Source organism: Dehalococcoidia bacterium, assembly GCA_035528575.1.
Lineage (GTDB): Bacteria > Chloroflexota > Dehalococcoidia > E44-bin15 > E44-bin15 > DATKYK01.
This window is the reverse complement of record DATKYK010000021.1, coordinates 101,021-125,169: the sequence shown is the minus strand read 5'-3', so window position 1 is coordinate 125,169 and position 24,149 is coordinate 101,021. Positions and strand designations below refer to the sequence as shown.

The 24,149-nt window shown below is 54.6% G+C and carries 22 protein-coding genes; 1 reads left to right on the top strand and 21 read right to left on the bottom strand.

Going from position 1 to position 24,149, the window contains the following annotated elements; genetic code table 11:
* Positions 1-91 precede the first annotated feature (91 nt).
* The 13 genes from VMX96_05100 to VMX96_05040 all read right to left on the bottom strand — a co-directional run bounded on the left by VMX96_05100 (position 92) and on the right by VMX96_05040 (position 13,106).
* Positions 92-961, bottom strand: a complete 870-nt coding sequence (locus tag VMX96_05100; GenBank protein ID HUU63280.1) for an aminotransferase class IV — start codon at positions 959-961, stop codon at positions 92-94.
* Positions 962-1,122: 161 nt separating this feature from the next.
* On the bottom strand, positions 1,123-1,701 hold the full coding sequence (locus tag VMX96_05095) for an aminodeoxychorismate/anthranilate synthase component II (protein ID HUU63279.1): 579 nt from the start codon (positions 1,699-1,701) through the stop codon (positions 1,123-1,125).
* Between the two features lie 73 nt (positions 1,702-1,774).
* Positions 1,775-3,262, bottom strand: coding sequence for an aminodeoxychorismate synthase component I (gene pabB / locus VMX96_05090; GenBank protein HUU63278.1), 1,488 nt, complete (start codon positions 3,260-3,262; stop codon positions 1,775-1,777).
* Positions 3,263-3,272: 10 nt separating this feature from the next.
* The gene (locus tag VMX96_05085; GenBank protein ID HUU63277.1) at positions 3,273-4,097 is read right to left on the bottom strand and encodes a hypothetical protein; all 825 of its coding nucleotides are present in this window, start codon (positions 4,095-4,097) and stop codon (positions 3,273-3,275) included.
* On the bottom strand, positions 4,098-6,881 hold the full coding sequence (locus VMX96_05080) for an N-6 DNA methylase (GenBank protein ID HUU63276.1): 2,784 nt from the start codon (positions 6,879-6,881) through the stop codon (positions 4,098-4,100).
* 6 nt (positions 6,882-6,887) lie between these two features.
* Positions 6,888-8,504 (bottom strand): ATP-binding protein, encoded by a 1,617-nt coding sequence (locus tag VMX96_05075; protein ID HUU63275.1) that lies wholly within the window; start codon positions 8,502-8,504, stop codon positions 6,888-6,890.
* A gap of 40 nt (positions 8,505-8,544) precedes the next feature.
* Positions 8,545-9,123, bottom strand: coding sequence for a hypothetical protein (locus tag VMX96_05070; GenBank protein HUU63274.1), 579 nt, complete (start codon positions 9,121-9,123; stop codon positions 8,545-8,547).
* Between the two features lie 16 nt (positions 9,124-9,139).
* A complete protein-coding gene (locus VMX96_05065) occupies positions 9,140-9,463 on the bottom strand; it encodes a multidrug efflux SMR transporter (GenBank protein ID HUU63273.1) in 324 nt (107 codons plus the stop codon).
* Entirely contained in the window at positions 9,464-10,093 is a 630-nt protein-coding gene (locus VMX96_05060) for a GNAT family N-acetyltransferase (protein ID HUU63272.1), read from the bottom strand.
* A 57-nt stretch (positions 10,094-10,150) separates the two neighbouring features.
* A complete protein-coding gene (locus tag VMX96_05055) occupies positions 10,151-10,567 on the bottom strand; it encodes a DUF3795 domain-containing protein (protein HUU63271.1) in 417 nt (138 codons plus the stop codon).
* An 85-nt stretch (positions 10,568-10,652) separates the two neighbouring features.
* Complete coding sequence (locus VMX96_05050; protein HUU63270.1) at positions 10,653-11,480, bottom strand: hypothetical protein; 828 nt, start codon at positions 11,478-11,480, stop codon at positions 10,653-10,655.
* Between the two features lie 5 nt (positions 11,481-11,485).
* The gene (locus VMX96_05045) at positions 11,486-12,685 is read right to left on the bottom strand and encodes a DNA double-strand break repair nuclease NurA (protein HUU63269.1); all 1,200 of its coding nucleotides are present in this window, start codon (positions 12,683-12,685) and stop codon (positions 11,486-11,488) included.
* 103 nt (positions 12,686-12,788) lie between these two features.
* Positions 12,789-13,106 (bottom strand): hypothetical protein, encoded by a 318-nt coding sequence (locus tag VMX96_05040; GenBank protein ID HUU63268.1) that lies wholly within the window; start codon positions 13,104-13,106, stop codon positions 12,789-12,791.
* 647 nt (positions 13,107-13,753) lie between these two features.
* Here VMX96_05040 and VMX96_05035 point away from each other — a divergent pair.
* Positions 13,754-14,788, top strand: coding sequence for a histone deacetylase (locus tag VMX96_05035; protein ID HUU63267.1), 1,035 nt, complete (start codon positions 13,754-13,756; stop codon positions 14,786-14,788).
* On the opposite strand, the gene VMX96_05030 is transcribed toward VMX96_05035, so the two are convergent.
* The 8 genes from VMX96_05030 to trmD form a co-directional block, all read right to left on the bottom strand.
* Positions 14,785-15,702, bottom strand: coding sequence for a cation diffusion facilitator family transporter (locus VMX96_05030; GenBank protein ID HUU63266.1), 918 nt, complete (start codon positions 15,700-15,702; stop codon positions 14,785-14,787). The genes VMX96_05035 and VMX96_05030 overlap by 4 nt on opposite strands.
* Before the next feature lie 3 nt (positions 15,703-15,705).
* Positions 15,706-16,632: a protein translocase subunit SecF gene (secF, locus tag VMX96_05025; protein ID HUU63265.1), complete on the bottom strand. Its 927-nt coding sequence runs from the start codon at positions 16,630-16,632 to the stop codon at positions 15,706-15,708.
* Positions 16,633-16,645: 13 nt separating this feature from the next.
* The gene (gene secD, locus VMX96_05020; GenBank protein HUU63264.1) at positions 16,646-18,163 is read right to left on the bottom strand and encodes a protein translocase subunit SecD; all 1,518 of its coding nucleotides are present in this window, start codon (positions 18,161-18,163) and stop codon (positions 16,646-16,648) included.
* Positions 18,156-19,649: an HD domain-containing protein gene (locus tag VMX96_05015; protein HUU63263.1), complete on the bottom strand. Its 1,494-nt coding sequence runs from the start codon at positions 19,647-19,649 to the stop codon at positions 18,156-18,158. The genes secD and VMX96_05015 overlap by 8 nt, the downstream gene beginning before the upstream one ends.
* Positions 19,650-20,040: 391 nt before the next feature.
* Positions 20,041-20,532 (bottom strand): peptide deformylase, encoded by a 492-nt coding sequence (def, locus tag VMX96_05010; protein ID HUU63262.1) that lies wholly within the window; start codon positions 20,530-20,532, stop codon positions 20,041-20,043.
* A 51-nt stretch (positions 20,533-20,583) separates the two neighbouring features.
* Positions 20,584-23,013, bottom strand: a complete 2,430-nt coding sequence (gene priA, locus VMX96_05005; GenBank protein HUU63261.1) for a primosomal protein N' — start codon at positions 23,011-23,013, stop codon at positions 20,584-20,586.
* A gap of 32 nt (positions 23,014-23,045) precedes the next feature.
* Positions 23,046-23,408, bottom strand: a complete 363-nt coding sequence (gene rplS / locus VMX96_05000) for a 50S ribosomal protein L19 (GenBank protein HUU63260.1) — start codon at positions 23,406-23,408, stop codon at positions 23,046-23,048.
* The gene (gene trmD, locus VMX96_04995; GenBank protein HUU63259.1) at positions 23,409-24,149 is read right to left on the bottom strand and encodes a tRNA (guanosine(37)-N1)-methyltransferase TrmD; all 741 of its coding nucleotides are present in this window, start codon (positions 24,147-24,149) and stop codon (positions 23,409-23,411) included.

Sequence of the window (24,149 nt, the reverse complement as noted above, 5' to 3'; positions counted from 1 at the left end):
CCCCGTTAAAATTCAGACATGATAACACGTCGGTAAAAGTTGGTCAACAGGTACATGAGGACTACTGAAGGTTTCGTATTTAACTCCCTAGCTAGTAATCGTGGCCCTGCTGCAGAACCAGCTCCTTGTAGGCTTTTAGCAGCCTCTTTGTCATCTCCCCCGGCCTCCCAGAGCCAACGGGCTTGCCATCCACTTGAGTTATGGGCATGACCTCAACTATTGAGTTGGTCAGGAAGGCCTCATCTGCGCCGAGGAGGTCAGCTAGTTGGATCTCGCCCACTACCGTAGTTATACCCAGACCCTGCGCCATCTCCAAGACCACCTCCCTGGTGATCCCGGGCAGTATGCCGCTCTCCGCTGAGGGGGTTAGTAGCCGTTCCCCGACCACCAGAAAGATGTTGCTGGTGCTGCACTCGGCAACAGTGCCCCGCTCACTTAGCAGGATCGCCTCATCTGCTCCTGCAGCCACAGCCTCGGAATGAGCGAGCAGGCTCTCCAGATAAGCCATCGACTTTATTCCAGATAGCGGTGACTGGCTGTTTCGCCTCGCGCTCACTATGGCAGCGCTTACGCCTTCCCCATAAGCCTGTGGAGTTGGGGGGACAAGCTTCTGGGCAACAACGATGATGGTGAGCGTGCCCGATTCCGGAGGTTCTAGCCCCCGCTCTCCCTCTCCTGCCGAAACGCTTAGCCTGATGCGGGCATCGCGGAGCCTATTAGCCTCCAGGGTCTTTTGGATAGCCTGCTCCAGCGCTGCGGGGTCCAGTAAAGCGGCGAGGCCGAGTCTTTCGGCTGAGTTCATGAGCCGTGCCAGGTGCCGGTCGAGGCGGAAAACCCGTCCCCTGTAGGAGCGCATCGTCTCAAAGAGACCGTAGCCATAGAGGAAGCCGCGGTCGAAGGGCGAGATCCTAGCCTCCCCCCGCGGTACCAGTGCTCCATTGATATAGATAATGTCCTTCATAACCTACCATCCCTGGCGATTCTCATTAACTGTATCCCTCAAATATAGAAAAGGGCTTCAGGACTCTTCCCCCGAGGCTGAAAGGTCGTCTGAGGCTTCGGCCCGGGCTATCCAACGCCTGGGCCTAGATCTGTTTTATAATGAGCATCACAAACCCAACATCAACCCCAAAGCGGGCTTCTAATGCTCAAGAACCTCCTCAATATATCATGTCCCACAGCGGTGAGTATCGACTCGGGGTGAAACTGGACCCCCTCGACCACAAAACTCTTATGACGCACCCCCATAATCTCCCCCTCCTCTGTTACCGCCGAGACCTCGATGTAGTGGGGCAGCGTTCCCGGCTTTATCGCCAGCGAGTGATAGCGCCCCGCCTCGAAGGGGCTCTCCAGACCCTGGTAGATTACCTTGCCATCGTGGTAAATAGGCGAGGTCTTTCCGTGCATGGGCGCCGAACGCACGATTAACCCGCCGTAGACATATCCGATGCACTGATGCCCCAGGCAGACCCCCAAAATCGGTACCCTGCCGGCAAAATGGCGTACCACGTCGTTGGAGACCCCCGCATCCAAGGGGGTGCCCGGCCCCGGGGAGATCACGATGTGAGAAGGTGTGAGCTGCTCGATCTCCTCTAGAGCGATCCGGTCATTACGATAGACGACCGGTTCCCACCCCAGCTCACCGATATACTGGGCTAGATTATAGGCAAAGGAGTCATAGTTATCGATGATGAGTATCAACACCCACTCCGTTCTGGCAGCTCCCCCCTCCACTTCGCTCCATGAACCTTATACAAAAAATCCATGACTGGTATTACTTCACCTCCGTAAAGCTTGAAAGTTCCAGCGCCTCGATAAGCGCCCTGGCCTTGTCCATGGTCTCCTGATACTCCGCCTCCGGTTCCGAGTCGGAGACAATGCCACCTCCCACCTGGAAATACGCCTTCCCATCCTTGATGATGAAGGTGCGTATCACGATGTTGAGGTCTATATTGCCATCGAAGCTCAGGTAGCCCAGGGAGCCGGTATAAATGCTCCTCCTGGTGGGCTCCAGCTCATCGATGATCTCCATGGCACGCACCTTGGGGGCGCCGGTGATCGAGCCGCCGGGGAAGCTCGCCTTGAGCAGGTCGGTCCGGTTCTTGCCCTCCCCGAGCCTTCCCTCCACGGTGGAGGTGAGTTGAAATACGGTGGCATATCTCTCAAGTGTCCATAGCTCCCTCACCCGCACCGTTCCGTATCTACAAACCCTCCCCAGGTCGTTCCTCTCAAGGTCAACGATCATCACGTTCTCGGCGCGGTCCTTAATGCTATGAAGCAGCTCCCCGGCAAGGGCATCATCCTCCGCCGCCGATCTCCCCCTGGGGCGAGTCCCCTTCATGGGACGCGTCTCCACTAAATCCTCCGTGAGGCGGAGGAATCTCTCCGGTGAGGCGCCGGCTACAGTAACATCGTCGAAGTTGAGGTAGCAGGCGAAGGGGGCGGGGTTGATGAGGCGCAGCCTCCTGTATAGCTCATAGGGATCGGTATGCAAGTCCACATCAAAGCGCTGGGATAGGTTGACCTGAAAGATGTCCCCGGCATAGATGTATTCCCTGGCAGCAGCCACCGCCCTAACATACTCCTCATGGGTGAAGTTGGCGCGCAATTTCATGCCAGGGGCATTTTTCGAACCTGGGGCCAGCCCTGAACATGGCATTTCAGCTTTTTCCGAACTGGAGTCCGTCTGGGGACTGGGTGCTTCCGCTAATACATCCCTCAGCTCATCTATACGCTCCCTGGCTCTATTCCTTCTGCTCGCCTCCTCCATCTCAGGGAAGCCGGTGGATGCGATGTAGGCCCTTCCCTCCAGGTGGTCGAAGGCGATTATGGCATCGTAGAAGGCAAGATAGCACTCCGGGAGCTTCAGGTCATCTACGGCGGTTGCGGGCAGGCGCTCGATGAAGTGGCACAGGTCGTAGCTGAGGTAGCCTACAGCACCGCCGATAAAGGGAATGGGGGAGTGAGAAGGTTCGAGGGCATATTTTTCAAGCAACTGCCCCAGCACATCGAAAGGGTTGCCCGTCACCGTTTCCTGCCCGTCGCGGTAAAGAAGGGAGATGTCTCCACCGCGGCTCTTCACGACCAGAAAAGGGTCACTGCCCATGAAGGAGTAACGCCCCAGCGTCTCGGGGTCCATCCCACTATCCAGGAAGAAGCTGAAGGGCCGCTCCTTAAAGAGCTCGAAGGCTTCAGGGGCTTTTAATGAGGTAGAGACCTCCTGGATCAGCGGGTAGCGCTTCATGTTGCTCTCGGAAGGCACGCCCGACCCTCTACTCAATGCTCAGCCTGATTACCTCGACCGCCTTGGCCACCTTTTTCACCACCCCGAAGCGGATTAAGAGGAGAAAGGCAAGCGATAGGATTAAGAGCGGTATCCATGAAATGAGGAACGTCGCCGACGTTAGGATCCCGAAAACAATGGCAGCGAGCCCCACCGGTATGTAGCCCTCATAGGGCTCTATATCGCTCTCAATATCGTCCTCAAGGTAGTCTCGTAACTCTGTTAGGGCATCCACCCTCTCCTGGGTGGTTGTCTCCGTGGGCAATATCCGGTCAATTATGTGCTCATCGGCTATCTCTACAACCCAGTCAACGGTCCCCTCGGGGATGGAGAAGCCCTCCTTATCGATCTCCTCAGCATATCCGAAATATAGGCTGGTACATGCTATCGCAGTGAGCATCACCAGCAGGATGAGCTGGGGGCGCAACAAATGCCGCACCGAAAACCTGATACGGTTCTCGATCTCGCGTCGCACGCCCGCCACATAGAGTAGCCCCAAAAGGAGGTAGATCACGGCCACGATGATACTGATCACCGATATCTCCCAGGTGAGAAACAACGCCAGGGCGGATACTGCAAAGGCAGTGGCCGCCACCCAGAAAGGTCGCAGTAGCATGGCGACAAGCCCGCCGGTCACCGCCACGGCCAATAGCGCCCCCAGGAACCAGATGCCCAGGTATAAGGCATCCCAAGTCGGGGGGATAAGGTGCTCCCACCCATCACCGGCCCATCTCAGAACAAGCCCGAAAAAGCCCCCGGCACCTGCAAGCAGCGCCCCAAAGACCACGATTTTTATTATCCTTGCCACTGACATTTAGCTACCTCCGCTCTCAGTTTCTTTACCCACAATTTCCCGCTCCTCCTCCGTCAGCCCATATAGGTCATACACCAGGTTATCTATCTTTCGATCGGTGCGTTCTATCTCACGCATAAGCTCATCTCGCTCATTGCAGGGATTATTGCGAATAGGGGCAAGGCCCCTATTAAGGTAAAGCATCCTGTCCACCAGTGACACCAGCTCATTATGCATCTTCTTCTCTGCAATGTTCTCAAAGTCGATGCGGCGGATGGGGAGTTGCTGCAAATAAGTCGGCTTTATGTTGTAGTCAATATATGTGTTCGCGAAATAGAAATTCATGAGCGCAGAGTTTAGTATGCCAAGGACATATTTCAGAGAGTAAGGCTCTTCCTTCAAGATGCTATAGGAGTAGTTATTCAGTGGATAATATAGCCCATCTGTGTCCAATGCCGCGATGATCCTTCTGGAAAGGCTTAATTTTCGAATATATTGCACGATTATCTTGGGAACATTAAGGGGTGATGCCCGATAACCCGCCAGTTCTGGGCACCACCATAGATGTATGCCTTTCCATTCAATGTGATACCTGACAAGCTCCCCGGTTTTTAGAGCCTTAACCCTATGCGTGTCAGATATTGATGACGATAAATACTGCTTGTTGTCACCCGTCTTGATGCCGTAAAGAACAGTGCAAATTTCGGAAAGGGGTGTCGATTTAGTCAGACATCTTTCGATAATCTGCCTGACACCTGATGTAATACGGAGATTTATAACATTGCTTGGTGTTCCTCTCCATATCTCCTGCGCGATTTCGCTGACCGTGAATGCATCACCGAAATTGCTGGCATGTACTCGGATAACGTTTGCTCTCTTGACAATACAACTCCGTTGATAGCCATTTTTCTTTCCAAAAAAGACAAGAATAGGAACTATGTCGGGGGCATCTTCAAAGATATATTTTGAGAGCTCGCAGATCTCATAAAATGTTGCGTGCTCAATCAAGTACTCGCGAATTTCCTTTGAGTTCAAAACAGAGAGCCATGTATTAGGGGTTATGAAACCAAGAATTCCAGATTCGTTTAGCAATTGTAAACCCCGTTGTATAAAGAACAAATGCGACTCCGCCTCACCATGATGACCTACATAGTATTTGTATAGGTATTTCTTTTCCAAATCCGTGAAAAAGCTCCCCCATGGTGGATTACCTATTACAACATCAAACCCATCTTGCTTCATAATCTCTGGAAACTCATCTTCCCAGTTGAATCGATGCTTCTCCTCCCAGTTGTCGCCGAAGTAGCGCTGTAGTTCCTCATCCGTGCTTGAGATTAGAGAGTTGCCCCGGCGAATGTTATTGGCCAGCGATGGCAAGGTTTCCTGTCCGGAAAGGCTACACAGCAAAAGGCTGAGGCGGGCAATCTCTACCGCTTGCTGGTCAAGGTCAACGCCATATATATTCCTGAGTAAAATGCGTGTTCGCTCCGCTTGGTCAAGCTCAGCCGGGGTTTTGCCCTGCTGGCGGGCATGATAGTTTAGAAGCTCTTCATAGGCACGGGTCAGGAAGGAGCCTGACCCGCAAGCAGGGTCTAATATTTTTATGTTAAGTATATCGTTATAGCTTCGCTCTTCTATAAAGCGCCCCACTGTCTGCTTCACAATATAATCCACCACCCACGGTGGGGTATAATAAATTCCTTCTCCCTTTCTCTTCTCTTTCTTAGCTGTGATACCGATATGAGGCTCTTCTGGGAAAAGCCTTTTCTGCGCTTCTTTTTCCTCTTTTTTAACCCGCGCTGGGATATAGCCTAAATATTGCTCATAAACTGCCCCCAGTACATCAGAACCTATGGTGTCAAATTTCCAATCAGCTAGACCACCAGGAACCTCATAAAGCCCCTGAATGATGTCCGACAAAATTCTATCGTTATGTAAAGATATTGAATCCCATGGATCCATAATCTGGGGGAAAAGTTCGCTATCATATAAATGGGAGAATTGTTTAAAAATGCCTCGTATGCTGCCCATAAGGTCAGTTTTTCCATCAGAACTCTCCCATTGATGGCGCGCAGCTAATAGATTCATATCTATAAGGCCTCTATCCTCAACAGTGCGAATAAAGATAAGGCGATTGAGCAGGAGCTGAACTAATTTGTCAACCTGAGACCAAGAAAGCTTCTCATCTTTATCATCCTTATAGTAGATATAGATTTCATTGAAAAGCGTTTCCCGCCAATTTCTTAGCTGGGCATAAAGTCGCTTCTCAATGGGCAGCCGTGGTGGTAGGCGACCATATGCTACAGCCTCCCTATCTAAATCTCCATTATCAACTGCCTCACGTGACAGTAACCAGAGGCGGTGAAAATCAGAAAGATAGTTTTCACAAGCGATATTAAGAAATGCAACCTGGTTAATGTCTCTTGTTTCACGCTCAGCATTGAAAACTCGAAGAGTTTTAAAATTGGTAAGAAGTGCCCAGGTAACCCCTTTGTTATAAGCATAACCTATCGCTTGTCTAATCCACCTCTCTTCATTTATATCCACGTGCAATGCTTTAATCTCAAGGCAAAACTTAGATACTTTATTCAATTTGAATAAATAGTCTACTCGCCCTGAGGTTATCGTTTTCTCCCCCTCAACCTCGTCCAAGTTCGAGAAATCCCAGCCAAGAGCTTCAAACAAGGGTCGTATAAAGCCATCCTTAGTATTAGCTTCATTGTAATGCTTAATATCACGAGTGCTTAATCTCTGATATTTTGTTACTAGCCTCTGTATTTCTTGATTTACAGCTTCATTCATCATTGTCCCTCACCCCCACAGATCCTTACTATCCTCCTCCGCCTGCTTTTTTCGCTCAAGCGCCTCGCGAAAACCTAGCTCCTTATATGATTGGGGCGAGCCGTATTCCCTGGTCTTTATCACCACCGGCATGGGAACGGCATGGCCGAATATGAGCGTCTGCTGCCGGTTATCCAGCTTCGCCAGCACCGCCTTTAGCTCACCCTTTCCCGATACCCCGGTGAGCACGCTATCGATATCCCGCTCATTATCCAGCAGGCAGGTTATTTTGGTACCGAGCTGGCTCATCACCTCCTCATCGATGCCGCTGGGGCGCTGGTCGATTACCAGCAGGGTGACATTATACTTACGCATCTCACGGGCGATGGTTCCGAATATAGTCTGCCCTGAAAGCTCATGGCTGAGGAAACGGTGCGCCTCCTCAATGGTGATGACTACAGGTAGTGGTTTGGTGATGTCCTCACCCATCGCCCGCTCCATCCACTCCCGGTACTGGGTGTGAATGCGCCGGGTGAGCAGGTTGGCCACCAGAATATAGGCGGTTAAGTCAGTGTAACGACCAAACTCGAGAACGACATGCATCCCCCGCTCCAGGTACTCAAGGATGCGCCGAATGGCATTGTCCCTTGCCTGGGGCACCAGGAAGCGAAGCCTCCTTAAAGCGTCCAGTCGGCGGTGAAGCGCTGCCAGGGTCGCCTCATGCTCCCCCAGGCTTTGCGCAAGCTCGTTTATTTCGTCCTTGCTCTCGATGGCGAGGAAGCTCGCCAGCCACTTCCGCTCCCCGTACCTGCGGGCGAGGCGATAGGTCGCCTGCACCGAGGCATCGGTGAGGCCCAGCGTCTCCTGGAGCATGGCGATGTCCTCGGGCTCGATCTCGTCATAGCCGATCTCCACCACGAAGTCGGTGGAGACCTTACGCCTCCGGGCGCCCTCTTCATCCAGGGTGAATACCGCCACCTTCGAGGGGAAGAGCTGCTTCAGCGCCTTCACCTTGCGATTATCCTCGCTGGTGCCCTCCCACCCGTACTCGCTGTGCATGTCGAATACCAGGTTGACCGCTGCCCCCTCCTGTATAATCCCGATGAGGATGAGCCTTGCCAGAAAGGTCTTCCCGGTGCCGCTCTTGCCGAAGATACCATTGGAGCGCTTCACCAGCTCCCCCGGGTTGAGGCGCACCTTGGTCTCCATGTCGAGAGGGGTGCCGATATAGAATTGCTTTTCCTCAACCTGCCCGAATACCCGCTCCACATCCTGCTCGCTGGACTCGCTGACCACGGAGAAGTGGGTGGGAACAGTCTTCACCGGCTGGGGACCCTCAAGAAGGCTCAGGGCATCTCCCCCGATGGTGAGCGCTGGCAGGACATGGAGCCTGCCGAAGGTGCTGGTCCCTGATAGAACCTCGGCGATAAAGGGGTCGGAGACATCGGGGGGCGCGGTCAGGAGCCTGGGGTCAATGGCGTCCAGGGTGACATCGGTTATCATGCCAAAAAAGCGCCTCTTTTCTCCCTCAACGGTTACATAGCGACCAACAGCAATATCCTCAACCGAGATAGCGCTATCGAGCCTGACCTCAACCCCCCTGGTGAGTGAGCCTGAGACAACGATGCCCAGCCTCTTCTCATCCATCACACTTTCATCCTCCCGAGGCTAATTCCCAGCCTGTTCACTATTTTATCCTCCTCAGGATGGTATTCAGCCTGCTTGTCTCGCCGCCCAGGAGCACCGCCAGCTCCCTGCCCGCCCGGGTCAGGAAATCGCCGGGGTCCCGGTGCGCCGCAGCAGCGTGGCGGAGCGAGGCGGCTATAAGCTCGTCAGCTTGTACCACAACTCCAACCAGTATGCTCAGGAAATCGAGCGACTGGCTGAATTTTTCGACCTCTTCATCATCGCACAAATAGACAAAGCTATGGATTTTGGCCGGCCTGGGTGGAAGATAATGATGAAGCTTCTGCCCCTCTTCATGACCCACCACCAGGGCGGTAAAGTCGGTGCGCAGCAGCCTGGCAAGCTGGGGGCTGGAGCGGAAGACGTCCTCCTCCTCTGCCTCCTCCCGTCCCCGGGCAATGGGTCGTCGCCCCGGCTCGATGCTGGTGGTTTCAGCTCTTGAGACCACGCCATAGATCTCCACCTCCCCCTCCCTCGCCTTTACCAGGCTGCCGAACGGGGGAGGCTGGTGCAACTCGTAGCACTGGGCCATGAATTCGCCGGTCGAGGCCTCGATTACTTCACCGATTTTAGAAGACAAAACCCGCTCTCCCCGTTTACCCTCTAACCCCGCTCAGGCTCAAGCCGATAACACCTACGAGTATGAGTCCGATAAAAACCATTCTCGGAACGGTCACCGATTCCTTGAAATATAATATACCTATCGCCGCTATTAAAGCCAGCCCCAGGCCCGCCCATATCGCATAGGTAATGCTCAGATCGATTGTTTTGAGGGCATATATGAAAGCGGTAAAAGAGAAACCGTAGAAAAAGAATACCAGCACGGTTGGCACTATCTCCTTAAATCCGCCTGAAAGCTTCATACATGTTGTGCCAGCCACCTCGAGAACAATCGCCAGCGCTAGTAAAAACCAGCCCATCTAATCACCCCCTGGTATATCCTTGGACAGCCTGATAAACTCGAACCTCTGGCCATTGATCACGGTCCCGCGTGGCTCTCCCACGGTCTTCATCCCGAACCTCTGGTAGAACCTGATAGCGCCCTCATTGTACGTCTCCGCATCCAATTCAAGTTTTACTGCCCCTGCCCTTATGGCCGCTTCTTCGGTAAAGGACATAAGATTTGTGCCCAATCCCTGGTTCCTGAACTCGGGGTAGAATGCCAGGCTGGCGATGTAGAATGTACCGTCGTCCATACTGCCCAACACCTCGCCGGCCCACTTAAGGTAACGCATCTGCTTCAATAATTTCGATCTCATGTATCTGGCCATTAATAACCCCGTTTTTACCCCCTGGCTCTTGTTCACTATCCAATCGTAGGCGACAACCATGCCGGCGTTTACCCCGTTGATCTTCACCAAATGGGTATGCTCGAAGCTGGCAACGTTTCGTCTATGGCGAAAGCAGTTTGCGACTACCCTATCCTGTGTGCCAGCATAAAGTGCGGGGACAAACTCCGGACCAGCTATGATGAAGAGCCTGACGAAGTCCTCCGTATCTTCTGGAACGCTCGCCGGGACGATGCTGTGTTCAATCCTTTTTTCGCTCATTTTTTACCGCTCTGCCTATTATCCCTGCGCTTTGTGAAGCGGACCGTAAACGCTCTCTTATAGTTTAAACTTCCCCTTGAAATATGTATCCTTTACGCTTTTCGCCTTGGTTTCTGCCCATGCTTCCAACCCCATCCTCTTTATCAAGCACAGGTTGAAAACCTTGGTATTATGGGGCACCACTGACGCCATATCGGCATAAGGATGGAGATAGTCACATGGAAAATCGGAGCACTCGCAGCAAAAATCAACACCTTTCTCCCCGGTGCATCTATAGACATTGCATGGCTCGGTCATGTTGAGGAAGGGTATGGTTCCGTTTTCATTTCGACACCCGTTACAGGACGCTTTTTCCAATGGAAGACCCATATTCTTGGAGATCGCCGTCCTCAGCTCTTCATTCTCCCTTGCCAGATACATTGGACAGTTAAAGCAGTCTAACCCACAGAGTGCTGTCATCTGTTTATAATCCATAAAATCCTCCTTTCTTTGTCCCAATGCCATATCATGCCTCTGCGTTTTGATATACGCGATATACGTGTAAACAATAAGCAAGTATTTAGCCTTTTTGATTTAGGTTATTTACTATGATATCCTTTATACCATTAATCCATTCTTTCTTGCTTGATAATAAATTGGGCAATTCTTTAACTGTAACTACATCAACCAAATAGTGACGATGCTGGTATTCTGAGGAAATATAGCCGAATGATACAAGAATCTGATCAATTTCATTTAACTCCAGTTCATCTTTTTTATCCAAGTAAGCTTCGTATAATAACCCGTTGAGAACCACAACAGGCTCAACGAAACATATCTGTTTAATATCCTCATCTTTTCCTATGATTCTTTCCATAGCTTTGAAGTTTCTCTCCCTACAGTCCTCAGCTGCTTTTACTACTGAAGTCAAGGCGCCGAAAATCCCTGAAGGCTTATTGCTTCGTTTTCCAGCTTCAACATACGATCTGCCTATTCTCGAAAACTTACTGAAGGACGAGCCTTTGTCTATTTCGTCACCCTTTATATCATTAGAATTTACTTCGTTAACATAGTGCAATCTGAGCCAGCCGCCCCCTTCTAAAAAGCCTTTTTCAGTCGAAAATATGACCCACGGTTTTTCCGCCGACCACTTCACCTCGCATATAAGGTATATTCCTACTCTTACAAATACGCTACCTTCTGCAGAATATACATTATAATAGGCTGAAATATCGATTTCCCTTCCTTTTTGCTCATCCCTATCAAGATAATATCTGTTATAATGAATATTAGGCCAACCGCATTTGGAGAAGATATTTCCCACTTGAAGCTCAAGAGGATAACCTGTCTTCTGAATTTCCTTTAATATTTTGTCTTTCATGTTGCCGCCCCCTTTTATTATTTCCATAATCCCTACACCCACCTTGTCCGCTTGCTCCGGCTCTTGCCTGAGCTCCGGATATTGAGGCGTTCATCAGCGAGCGAAAGCTCCACCAGCCCCCAGAAATTCTCGCGGTCGGCACCTGTAACCACCGCCTTCTCATGCGCCTCCATCAGCGCCACCGGGTAGCCATGCCCGCGGCGGCACTGGTCGAGCACGAGGGCGTGAACCAGATTTACCGAATCCTCTTTCTCGGCAACCCACTGCGGAATCTCCACCCTGGCCACTTCCTCGTCCAGCTTGAGGTAGAAGAAGTGGATCTGGTGTTCACCGTAATGCCTCTGCATGAACCGGGAGCCGCTTATAAATACAGGCGACCTCTCGCCATAGCCAAGGATAGAGCCGAAAAGGTCGCGGTCCTGGATGCCGGCTACGCCCTCGCACTCCCTCCCCCTACCCACGGCGCAGTAGCGGTCGCAGTCAGCGGTATCGTGGGGGCATAGGGCGACCCTCAGAGCGTTTACCACGTCGGTGCTGCGGGGAAAGCTGATGTAGCTGGCAAGGGCGAGAGGTTTGTTCTCGCCATATCGTTTCATTTGGTCGAGGCTCCCCAGATACTGACGATTGAGAAGCTCCTCCCTGACGAATCCCTTAGCCTCCTCGAAGTCCCTTCCCGCCAGCCCCCATAGGATGAGCGAGCCATCGATGAGAGCGAGGGTAGGCCTCTCACCGGGGAGTTCCTGAGCGGTTCCTGCAAGTGCCTGGCACTCCAAAACGCTCCGCTTTACCCCCAAAAGAGCACCCTCGATAAGCTCCTCCCTGCCAGCGCTGTCGCTTAGCACCAGGTCATCGCCGAAAAAGAGGCTGGCATCGCTTAAAAGCTGGGCATCGGGGTTTTTCCCGTAGTGAAGGATGGCGCTTCCGATATTGATCAGATAGCATCTCACCGAGCTATGGCGGTCAACATCTATATGGGAGCCATCGGTAGCGAGGACGGTTAATTCCGGGGGGCAAGGTGGCGCTTCATAACATTGTGCCAGCCCTTCGGTCAGCCCGGCGACCAGCCAGGTGGTCTTGCTAGAGGCGATCTTACGCTTCAGGGAGGAGACATCGGCAGCTTGAAGGAGCTTGAGGGCACGCTCCAGTCGTTCCCCCCGCTCTTTTTCCTCCACCCTGAGCTTCGCCGCCAGTCCCTCGATCTGGGCGGCAACCTGGCTGAGGTCCAGGGGCATTTTCGCCTCTTTCGCCCTTTCTCAGACTATATTCTACGAAATCGCATATCTCTACCTGAGTTGAGGATGGCAAGATAACAAATCGCACGGATATGAAAAGTTTCTACCCACCAAACTCAGGGGGCGATTTCCAAAATGTGTCCCAGTCCTCCAATCCAACGCTGAGACTGGAAAGAACCTTTTGGGGAACAGGGTATGAGATCCCCGAATCACGCTCTATCTTCTTGATGTGTCGGCATAGCATAAAGGACACCATCTTGGCATGCTCGTAGCTCATCCGAACGCGGGCCGTCGTCTCGGGCACCTTACCAGGGCCGGGTTCAGCAGGGCTTTTATTGAAGTTAATCACCACCCCATAGGGCCCTCCGCTGACCATAAACTGGTCCGCGTAAACCTCGGGGATCTCTTTCTCTTCAGGCATATACTCCTCCTATCGCCATGAGGAGTATAGCATAGCGACCTAACGGGGGCAATGCGCCGAATTCGTCAGTACATCAGCGAAACGTAATCGTTTACCCGCCTTTACCTGTCATTGCGAGGACCCCGACGTGGGCCGAAGCGTCGGCCGACATGTCGGCCTCGGGGGACGTAGCAATCCCAGTGTTGTCCTTTTGTGAGACGTGGGGATTGCCACGCCCCGAGAAATCGGGGCTCGCAATAACATATTGACGTAAGTCTCACCAGGCAAGAGTAATAAAGGGGAGTCCAGAGGGGAACCCCCTCTGGCGGGGGTCTCCCCGATATATCGGGGCATAAATATCCCTCAGGGCGGGCGGGTGGGAGAAAATAGGTTCCTCCTTTCCAGATTCCTGCTAGCGAGGGGACGTAGCAATGACAAGGAAAAGGGCCCCTGGCAATGATGAGGATGTGTCAACTGTCTATTCGGACGAGAACGTCGGCAATTGCCTGGAGGAGCAGGGTCTGATATTATAATTTGGCACCAAAGATTTTTGGGCGATAAACGCCGCGTCAAGAAAGAAAAAGCAGCAACTGTTTCTTGGGCAATTTTCTTAACGGTTGATTCTAACTTCTCACTACATAGCGCCCAGGGCGAAAAAAGGAGGGATTGTGAGCGCAGGACTGGTATATGACCCTATCTACCTGGAGCACGATACCGGGCCGCACCCCGAGAACGCATCACGGCTGACAAAGACCATGAAGCACCTGGAGCGTACCGGTATGATGGAGCAGCTTTCCCGGATTAGCCCCCGTGCCGCCACTGTGGAGGAACTCTCGACGGTGCACGCCCCGGGGTATATCTCCTATGTGGAGTCCTTCGCCCGGGGGGGCGGCGGCGCGCTCGACCCCGATACCGTGGTCTCAGCAGGCTCCTATAACGCAGCGCTCAAAGCCGCCGGTGGCCTCATAGAGGCGGTTGACACGGTGATGGCAGGGGAGGTAAAGAGCGCCTTCGCCCTGGTAAGACCCCCGGGGCACCACGCGGTCCGCTGGGAGGCAATGGGTTTCTGCCTGTTCAACAACATAGCCGTCGCTGCCAGGCATGCCATGGACAAGCACCGCCTGGAGCGCATCCTTATAGCTGACTTCGACGTCCATCACGGGAATGGGACTCAGGACGCCTTTTATAGTGACCCCCGTGTCCTCTACTTCTCTACACACCAGTACCCCTTTTACCCCGGGAGCGGTCGTGTCGATGAGACCGGGGAGGGGGACGGCAAGGGAGCCACGGTGAATGTACCCCTGCCCGGCTGGTGTGGCAACGAGGAATACCTGCGGGTGTATGGTGAGGTTCTGTCGCCGGTAGCGAGGCGCTTTCGGCCCCAGCTCATCCTGGTCTCAGCAGGCTACGACGCCCACTGGAGCGACCAGATATCGCTCATGCAACTGAGCACCACCGGCTATGCCAAGATAGTTCGCATACTGAAAGGGCTGGCCGATGAGCTCTGCGATGAGCGGCTGGTCTTTACCCTGGAGGGTGGCTATAACCTCGATGCGCTGGCCTCATCGATAAGGGCGACACTGGATGTGCTCCTGGGCAACCCCGATATCGTCGACCCCATGGGCGAGCCTCCCGCAGCAAGGGGGAGGCCAGATATTGAGGCACTCTTTCAGGCGGTAAGGGGTGCTCACGGACTGGACTAGGGCCCTGGCGTTATCTGGTGCTGGGGGCAGTTATCGGGGCAACTGTCGCACTCCCTATCGCATGGTTCGACATGGATCGTCACGTCTGAATTGGGAAGCTTCGACTTGATTTCCTCCTCCAGGTGGTCACATAGCTTGTGTGCCCTCTCCACGCTGGCGTCTCTGGCCACTATCATGTGTAGCTCGATGTAGCGCTCGCTTCCCGCCTTTCGGGTGCGCAGACTGTGGAAGCTTACCAGCTCCCCCATATGCTCTCTTATGGTGAATTCTATGAGCTTCTCCTCATCCTCTGGCAGCCTGACGTCAATGAGGTGAGGAAATGACTTCCTCATTACGTCATACGCCGTTTTTAATATAAACATCACCACAGCGATAGCAATAATGGGGTCGAGAATATTTAGCCCGGTTATACGAACAGCAACCAGCCCAACCAACACCCCTAGCGCGGTGTAGACATCGGTAGCCAAATTTCGAGCGTTTGCCTCCAGCGCTGCCGAGTCTGTTTTTCTGGCTACCCGTAGCAGGTGGCGGGAGACGAGGATGTTGACTACTATGCAGACCGCCATAACCCCGATCCCTGCGGTCACATACTCGATGGACGCTCCCACTATGATTCTGGTTATCGCTTGGTAAAGGATGAAGGCGGCGGCGGCAAAAATCAGCCCACCCTGCACCACACCGCTAATGCTCTCCACCTTCCCATGACCAAAGGGATGCTCCCTATCGGCTGGCTTGGCTGCGAATCGCAGGCTGAAGAAGGTGACTAATGAGGCGAAAAGGTCAAGCAGGCTGTCTACAGCCTGAGCAATGATGCTGACGCTCCCGCTAATTATGCCTACTGTAACCTTAAGCAGGATGAGCGAGGCAACGGTACCAATGGTAAGCCCAGCGGCGCTGGTTTTAGTGTTAAACATGTATCACCCCGTAGCGGGTGCGCGCTTGGGGACTACGCGCCGGAAAAACCGGCTGAAGGTACCGTTCTCCCAGACGATGAGCAGCTGGCTGGCGATGCAGATGGAGCTGTAGGTACCTGAGATCACTCCGATCAGGAGGACAAGGACGAAGTCGCTGATGGTTGTCCCGCCCAGGAGGAGCAAAGCCAGCAGGACAAACAGGGTGGTTATGCTGGTGTTGAGGGAGCGCCCCAGCGTTTCCATAATGCTGCGGTTGACCGTGGTCTCAAGCGGGCTCCCCGGGCTCTTAAGCATGTTCTCCCTGACGCGGTCGAAGACCACGATGGTATCATTCACGCTGTAGCCAATAACGGTGAGTACACCGGTGATGAACATAGCATCTATCTCTATATCGAAGAGCACGCCCAGCACGGAGAATACGCCCAGCACAATCAGCACATCGTGGACTAAAGCCACGATGGCACACACGCCGAAGCGGAAAGACTTCATTACCTTTCGGAAGGCCCAGGTAACGTAGAGCAGGATGCCGATGGCGGCTACGAAAACGGCGATGGTTGCATTACCCTCGATCTCACTGGCAATGCTTCCCGAGATAGCATAGATATCACTGACGGTAAGCGATCCGAACTCCTCGGTCAAGGCCTCCTCTATCACCGCCTGGGCTTCTTCCAGAAGCTCCTTGGTTCGGATGATGAAAGCCCCGGCCTCATCGCTCCACTGGATGATGGCGTCATCGTAGCCCAACCCCGCCATCGCCGCGCGAAGGTCATCCTGTGCCACCTCCTGTTCGAATTTCACGGTCATTATGGTGCCGCCGGTGAACTCTATTCCCCTCTGGATGCCGGCGGAGCCCAGGAAAATGACCCCTACGAGGAGGATTACCCCCGAGATGAGGAAATACCATTTTCTCCTGCCAACAAAATCAATCATTTAAGCTTCTCTCTCATGGTCGAAATAATGAAGCCTTCCCCGCCAGCGAGGTGAACACCATTGTGCGCAGAAAACTCCTGGTCACCACGATCGCGGTGAGCATACTTATAACAACGCCGACGCCCAGGGTCAGCGCAAAACCCATCACCAGGGGCGCGGCTATGATCCTGCTCCCAAACCAGAAGAGGATGACACAGGTAATGAGGGTGGAGAAATTGCTATCGCGAATCGCCGGCCAGGCGCGGTTAAAGCCAGCCTCAACAGCAGCCTTAAGTGGCTTTCCCGACCTTAGCTCCTCCTTCATCCTCTCGAATATCAGGACATTGGCATCAACTGCCATACCTATGGAGAGGATGAAAGCAGCGATGTGCGCCAGGGTGAGGGTCATGGGGACCATCTTGAAAATGGCGAGCATGATAGCGCCATAGATAAGCAGGGCAGCGCAGGCCAGCACGCCGGGCAGGCGATAGTAAAGGGTCATGAACGCCAGCACCAGCACCAGACCGATTATCCCTGCGATGAGGCTCTTCTTCAGGGAGTCGGCACCAAGGGTGGCATCGACGCTCTGTATTACCGCCGGGTCATTGTAGAACTCGTCCCCCTCCCAGTGTCCCAGGGGGAGGGGCAGCGCCCCACCATTAAGCTGGCTGGATAGCAGCCTCGCCTCATCGTAGGTTAACCCCTCGATGATACCCTTATTGCTGATCTGAGACTGGACTGTCGGTGCCGAGATAATCTCATCATCGAGAAAGATGCCCAGAGGCTGCCCGATGAGCCGACCGGTGATCTGGGAAAAAAGACTGGCCCCCTCACTATTTAATTCGAAGTACACTACCGGCTCCCCAGTCTGCGGTTGTACATCAACATAGCTGTTGGGCAGGAGATACCTGCCGGCAAGCTCTATCTCCTCCCCCTCGATGGTCCCGGTAGCGGGGATCCAGTTACTCACCGGCTCACCTGCCTGATGGTAGTAAAAGAGCTCTGAGTCGAGGGTGAAAATGCTGCTTGAGCTGTTGATGGCTGCTATCTGCCCCGTATCCCAGTTTTCCTTATTTATACCAACTACGCAGGTGTCACCCGATTCAAAGCCGGTGGTATCGCTAACCGCAATCTGGGTATCCCCCTTATCTGCTGCTTCGGCCAGGGTGGCATCCGCGCCCTTCCGCTCTCTAAAGTCCAGTTCCGCCACTGCCCCAACCAGTGACAGGGCCTCCTCTTCGGTAACCCCCGGTATCTGGACTGAGATACGGGAATCGGCGCCGCTGCCAATTATTTGGATATTCGGCTCGGAGACCCCATAGCGATTGATCCGCTTCTCGATAATCTCCCGTACCACCTCCACTGCGTCATCCTCAGTGCCAGGCTGAACCTCGGAGAAGTCCGCCTCATATACCAGGTGGGTTCCCCCCTGCAGGTCTAGCCCTAGCGACATCCCTTCCCGCCCCCCGATCCGGTTGACCGCCAGCATCGATACGCTTAAGGCAAACAGCACGGCGATACACACCAGGGTTATGATATGTTTTTTACTCACTATTTATTCCTGAATTACTATGTTGATCTTGCCCTGTACCTCGCTTTTGGACGAAGAGGAGCGCGTCCTCCCTGGTGGCGACCTCCCCGTCAGCCTGCGCCTCGCGTACTGCCTCCAGAAGCTGGCCGAGCTCCGGTCCCGGCCTCATCCCCAGTATATCGATTAGGTCATGCCCGCTTATCAGCTTAGGCGGTGAAACGATGCCGTCCTCCCTGAAGCGCTGCTCCAGGACATAGGACGCACTCCTGGCGTGCCTGAGCCACGCTTCAAGCTCCAGATCGGGACCCCGGGTTGCCAGGTGATCGGCAAGATTGAGGAAGATGGTATCGATGCCCACATCGCCGGTGTCCCTGAAGTAGCGATAGATGGCACGCTGGGTGGGAAGCTCCTCCTCACCGGCCATCTGCCCCGGGCGCAGGTGGTGCTCGATCATTCTTTGAACCATTTCTCTCTCCCGAACGCTGAATCTCAGTCGCTCCATCATGCCCTGAGCAACAGTCGCTCCCTCCCTGGCATGCCCGAGGAAGCGTGTCCGGCCCTTTTCATCGATGCTCCTGGTCTGGGGCTTGGCAATATCGTGGAGCAGCCCGGCGAGCTTGAGCAGGGTCTTGCGCCTGTGGCCGCTGGAGATATCCTGCTCAAAGTGCTCCTCCAGTGCCAGCGACCAGGGGACAGGGTTAAGCACCTCATCGCTTGAGTATTTCAGGCCTTCGATGTGGAGCAGAAATTCGATAGTGGCAACCGTCTCTATAGAATGCTCCAGCACATCCCAATAGTGCTCCTTGGGCTGCTCCGCCCCCTTGGTGGGTGAAAGCTCAGGTAGGATGGCTAGAAGCAGGCCAAGCTCATCGAGCAGGCGAAGCCCCCCCGCCGCCTTTGGGGCGGCGAGCAGGCGACAGAATTCATCGCGCACCCTCTCCGCGGCAACCTGCGTTATAAGCTGGTGATGACGCTCAATCTGTGCTCTGGTCTCATCGGCGAGCGAAAAGCCAAATTCGGCGGCCAGGCGCGGGGCGCGCAGCAGACGTGCCGGATCTCGCCGCAAAGCCTCTTCGCTGATGGCGCGCACCACCCCGGCCTCCAGGTCCCGCTGCCCACCAAATGGATCGATGAGCGGAGCGCCGGGGTTTGCAATTTCCCTCATATCTATGGCAATAGCGTCAATGGTGAAGTCCCTCAGTGCCAGGTCTTCCGCAATGCTCCCGTGCATGGTGGCGAGGTCGAGATGAAAATGCCTTTTTTGCTCCCCCCATCTCTCCCCGGAGAGCACCACCCTGGCTATACCGTCTTCCTGATCCAGGGGCACAAATGTACCCTCCAGGTCTCCGGCGAAACTACGGGCCAGTTCCATAGCCCCTGCTCCGACGACGATATCGATATCGCCGCTGTCGCGCCCTATCAGGGCATCGCGCACAAAGCCACCGGTGAGGTAGCTCTCGATCGAGCGCTGGTCGAGAAGCTGCTGCACCATGGTTAAGACCTTCATCGCCTCCTGTTTCGCCCTAAAATTCATCCCTATACCAAAAAACCGTTTTAGAAGTGCCTGACCGATTAAATTTAAAAACCCACCTATTTACTTGGTTGCAAAAGCAAACGTCTCATTACCTTATTCGAGAATGCCATTTCCCAAGCCCTGCAGCTCCCCTTGGAGTACTCAAGAAATGACGCCGATTTCCGTAAGGAAGTACCGCAGCGCTCTATCCTCCTACGCAGTAAACCCACAAAAAGAGCCTTCCGCAGGCTGGCAGGAGCCAGGCTTACCTTTTTATGAAACCCCCGGTTGCCAAACACGCCTGGTAAAGTTCGAAAATAGCGGTGGGACTCTTCTTTTAAGAAGTCCCTAAAAAGCGCCCGGTAAGGCTCGAAAAATCGCGAAACTATATCTCAGGTGTTTCCACATCCGGTGCCACCGGGAAGAGTTTATCAATACTCTCCAGATGGTCTATATATAGAGTGCCATTCAGGTGATCGATCTCGTGCTCCAGGGCGTGTGCCAGGAGCCCCTCCCCTTTGATGCGAATCTCGCGCCCATATCGGTCGAGCCCCTTAGCGATGACCTTTATCGAGCGCTGGATCTCACCCCGATAACCAGGGAGGCTGAGGCATCCCTCCTCAACCTGGCGCTCCCCGGAACGCTTCACTATCTTGGGATTTACCAGAACTATGGTTTCCTCCCCGGGTAGCTCGATTACAGCCACCCTTAGCGATATCCCCACCTGTGGTGCTGCCAGCCCCACACCCCCGGTCTCACGCATGGTCTCCACCATGTCATCGATGAGCCGCTCTATCGACCCATCGATACTCGTAACACGTCTCGCTTTCCGGCGAAGCACCGGGTCGGGGTAAGTAACCGTGGGAAGGACTGCCATTCAGATCCCCTCGACTATTTGCCACATTATAGCGGAGGAGGCACTTCCCTGTCAAAGCAGGCTCACCGGATCGATGTCGACCACCCACCCCTGGGGAATGGTAACCCCAGCCAGCAGGCGCACCGGGTCATCGCCGCGCAGGATGATCTGCCAACGATACCGACCGCGCACCCGCGTGATGAAGGCGGGGGAAGGCCCTATAAAGGTGACATCCATGCCCCAGGAGTCCCGTTCCCCCTTAAGCAGGCAGTGCATTCTCTGGGCCTCTCTCTGGCAAAGGGCGTTATTGGGGTTTGTGTAGAGGAGGCGGGTAAGTCGGCTAAACGGGGGGTTTTGGTACTGGCGGCGGAGGGAGCTCTCCTTTTCATAAAAAGACAGATAGTCCTGTTTTGCGGCACAACTTACGGCATAGTGTTCCGGGGTGTAGCTCTGCACGATAACCTGCCCCCCCAAGGGGCCGCGCCCCGCCCTGCCAGCCACCTGGGTCAGGATCTGGAAGGTACGCTCACCGGAGCGAAAATCAGGCAGGTGCAGGCTCACGTCCGCGTTGATCACCCCCACCAGGGTGACCAGGGGGAGATCCAGCCCCTTGGCGATCATTTGCGTGCCAATGAGGACATCTGCCTCATGGGACACAAATCGGTTGAGGATATCCTCGTGGGAATACTTCCCCGCGGTGACATCGCGGTCCCAGCGCAGCAGATTCGCCTGGGGGAAGGCACGACCGAGTTCCTCCTCCACCTTCTGGATGCCGGTGCCCAGAAATTTGATCCGCTTGCCGCCACACTGAGGACAAACATGGGGCACTGCCATGCGATAATTGCACTGGTGGCAGACCAGGTCCTCCCTGGCTGAGTGATATGTCAGGGACACATCGCATCTTCTGCAGCGCAGCACATAGCCACAGTCGCGACACTGTACAAAGGTGGCGCTTCCCCGCCTATTGAGGAAAAGTATCACCTGCTCCTTGGCGTTCAAGGCCTGATTTATCCCCTGGGTAAGCGACCTGCTGAAGATGCTCCGATTTCCCTCCTTCAGTTCCTGACGCAGATCGACCACCTGCACCCTTTTCTCCCCCGTAGAGATCCGCTCGGGTAGCTCCAGTAATCGATAGTTGCCTCTCTGCCCCCGATAGTAGCTGGTTACATCCGGCGTGGCACTGCCCAGAATAACCACCGCGCCGGTGAGCTTTGCCAGCCTGAGGGCTACATCGCGCGCATGGTAGCGTGGCGATTGCTCCTGCTGCTTGTAGGTCCACTCATGCTCCTCATCTATAACAATGAGTCCCAGCTCAGGCTGCGGGGCGAAGATTGCCCCTCGCGACCCGATGACCACATCGAAATCACCCTGCTTGATTCGCCACCACTCATCGAACTGTTCCCCTACCGAAAGTTTGCTGTGGAGCACACCAACCCTGCCCGGGAAGCGGGAGGCGAAGCGGGAGATGGTCTGCGGGGTAAGAGCAATCTCGGGTACCAGCACGATCGCCCGCCTGCCGATGGCAATGGCCTGCTCCAGGGCTCGAAGGTAGATCTCTGTCTTCCCGCTCCCGGCTACCCCGTGGAGCAGGAAAACGGGCAGCACATCTTTCACCCTCCCCACAGCTTTCAACCCCATGCCCGGAGCGAGCGCTGCCTTGACCTCGTTCCAGGCGGTCTGCTGCGCCGGGGTCAGGGTATGGGCTGGAGAGGGCGGGAAATCGCGATTTGCCAGCGGGTCGCGATATACCTGAACCGGCTCGATTGCGACCAGACCCTTTCTCCTTAGCGCCGCCACCACCGCTGCGGTGGTTCCAAGGCGCTCTCTGGCTTCGGTGAGGGGGACAGGGCCGGATTCGAGTAGCTTCAGTAGCTCCGCCTGCTTTAAGGCTCTCCTTGACTGGAGCAGGCTCGTTATCTCCGGCACCACCCCATTAACAAGGCGAAGATAGGGAACCATCTTTGGCCTCACCCTGGGCCCCTCCAGCTCGTTGGTTTTCCTGATGAGCCCTTTTCGCACCATCTGCCCGATAGTCACCCTCGCCCCTTTCTTGCCCAGGGCCTTTTCCACCGCCCTTACCTCAACCTTACCCTTTCTACCGACGAGGTTAAGCAACGCCCTCTGGTCAGGGTTAAGCCAGGAGATACTGCTCTCAGAGGTGTGAGAAGCCAGGGTTAGAAAGGTTAGCACCCTCCGCTCAAAACCGGGGGGCATCATCAGGGCAACAGCATCGAAAAGGGGCGAGAGATAGTTGGAGCTCACCCAGCGGGCCAATTCTACCTGGGGCGGGGACATTATTGGACGAGGATCGATAAGGCCAGCGACCTCCCTGGTATCCTCCACCGAGGGGTATTCGGTTAATTCAAGAACAACGCCCTGCAGTAGCGCGGGGCCAAAGGGGACCCACACCCCATGACCCACCATTATGTCCGGGGGCACAGCGTAGCAGAAGCTTCGCCGCTGTGCCCCCGGAGAATTCACCGCCACCTCAGCGTAATTCATCCCTTTTTTCTTGCACCGCTCCCCTTTTTGCCCTATCTCACGATACGCTCTTCCTTCGGCCTTCTCTCCTTTATGCGCGCTTTCTTGGCGGTGAGCCCGCGCAGGTAGTAGAGATTGGCACGCTTTACCTGGCCATGTCTCAGTACCTCTACCTTTTCCATTGAAGGGGAGTGAAAGAAAAAGGTTCGCTCCACGCCAACCCCATAGGCAATACGCCTCACCGTGAAGTTGGCATTGATGCCGCCCTTTCTCACCCTGATCACCACCCCCTGGAACACCTGGATGCGTACCCGCTCCCCCTCCACAACCTTTATGCTCACCTTCAGCGTATCACCAGGGCTGACCTGGGGAATATTGAGATTCGGCGCAACGGGAATCAGCGTATCAAGTTCCATTTAATCTTCCTCTCTTTCCATCCGAGCCACCAATCTTCTCTCTTCCTCGCTCAGCGCTGCCCGCTCAAGCAAGTCGGGGCGCCGCCTAATGGTACGCCGGAGCGAATGCTCCCTTCGCCACCTGGCGATTGCGGCGTGATTTCCCGAAAGCAATACCTCAGGCACCTCCCACCCGCGAAACGACTGAGGGCGAGTGTACTGGGGATACTCCAAAAGCCCATCTACGTGGGAATCCTCACCCACCGATGCCTCCGACCCCAGGACACCGGGCAGTTGCCTCACCACGGCATCTACCACCACCATGGCGGCAAGCTCCCCACCGCTCAGTATATAGTCCCCGATACTGATCTCATCGGTGACCAGGCGCTCCCGCACCCGCTCATCTACCCCCTCGTAGTGTCCGCATATCAGTACCATCTCCCCATATCTAGCAAGCTCCTGAGCAGCCTGTTGGTCGAAAAGTCGACCCTGCGGGGTGAGCAGTAGCACCGGGAGTCCGGACTCCCCCTTTTCGCCCAGTACCGCCTCCACTGCCTTGAAGAGTGGCTCTGGCTTCAACACCATACCGGGACCACCGCCGTAGGGAGAATCATCGACTACATGATGCCTGTCTGTGGCGTAGTCTCGAATATTGTAAATCGCAATCTGCACCAGCCCGCGGTCTATGGCCCTCCTGACGATGCTCTCACCGAAAGGAGCGGTGAACATATTGGGGAAAAGGGTCAAGATGTGAATGTGCAC

Excerpts from the sequence above, each read along its gene's own strand:
- VMX96_05100 (HUU63280.1), bottom strand. The coding sequence starts at position 961 with ATGAAGGACATTATCTATATCAATGGAGCACTGGTACCGCGGGGGGAG.
- VMX96_05085 (HUU63277.1), bottom strand. The coding sequence starts at position 4,097 with ATGTCAGTGGCAAGGATAATAAAAATCGTGGTCTTTGGGGCGCTGCTT.
- VMX96_05080 (HUU63276.1), bottom strand. The coding sequence starts at position 6,881 with ATGATGAATGAAGCTGTAAATCAAGAAATACAGAGGCTAGTAACAAAA.
- VMX96_05075 (HUU63275.1), bottom strand. The coding sequence starts at position 8,504 with ATGGATGAGAAGAGGCTGGGCATCGTTGTCTCAGGCTCACTCACCAGG.
- VMX96_05065 (HUU63273.1), bottom strand. The coding sequence starts at position 9,463 with ATGGGCTGGTTTTTACTAGCGCTGGCGATTGTTCTCGAGGTGGCTGGC.
- VMX96_05060 (HUU63272.1), bottom strand. The coding sequence starts at position 10,093 with ATGAGCGAAAAAAGGATTGAACACAGCATCGTCCCGGCGAGCGTTCCA.
- VMX96_05055 (HUU63271.1), bottom strand. The coding sequence starts at position 10,567 with ATGGATTATAAACAGATGACAGCACTCTGTGGGTTAGACTGCTTTAAC.
- VMX96_05050 (HUU63270.1), bottom strand. The coding sequence starts at position 11,480 with ATGGAAATAATAAAAGGGGGCGGCAACATGAAAGACAAAATATTAAAG.
- VMX96_05045 (HUU63269.1), bottom strand. The coding sequence starts at position 12,685 with ATGCCCCTGGACCTCAGCCAGGTTGCCGCCCAGATCGAGGGACTGGCG.
- VMX96_05040 (HUU63268.1), bottom strand. The coding sequence starts at position 13,106 with ATGCCTGAAGAGAAAGAGATCCCCGAGGTTTACGCGGACCAGTTTATG.
- VMX96_05030 (HUU63266.1), bottom strand. The coding sequence starts at position 15,702 with ATGTTTAACACTAAAACCAGCGCCGCTGGGCTTACCATTGGTACCGTT.
- secF (HUU63265.1), bottom strand. The coding sequence starts at position 16,632 with ATGATTGATTTTGTTGGCAGGAGAAAATGGTATTTCCTCATCTCGGGG.
- VMX96_05015 (HUU63263.1), bottom strand. The coding sequence starts at position 19,649 with ATGAAGGTCTTAACCATGGTGCAGCAGCTTCTCGACCAGCGCTCGATC.
- def (HUU63262.1), bottom strand. The coding sequence starts at position 20,532 with ATGGCAGTCCTTCCCACGGTTACTTACCCCGACCCGGTGCTTCGCCGG.
- priA (HUU63261.1), bottom strand. The coding sequence starts at position 23,013 with ATGAATTACGCTGAGGTGGCGGTGAATTCTCCGGGGGCACAGCGGCGA.
- rplS (HUU63260.1), bottom strand. The coding sequence starts at position 23,408 with ATGGAACTTGATACGCTGATTCCCGTTGCGCCGAATCTCAATATTCCC.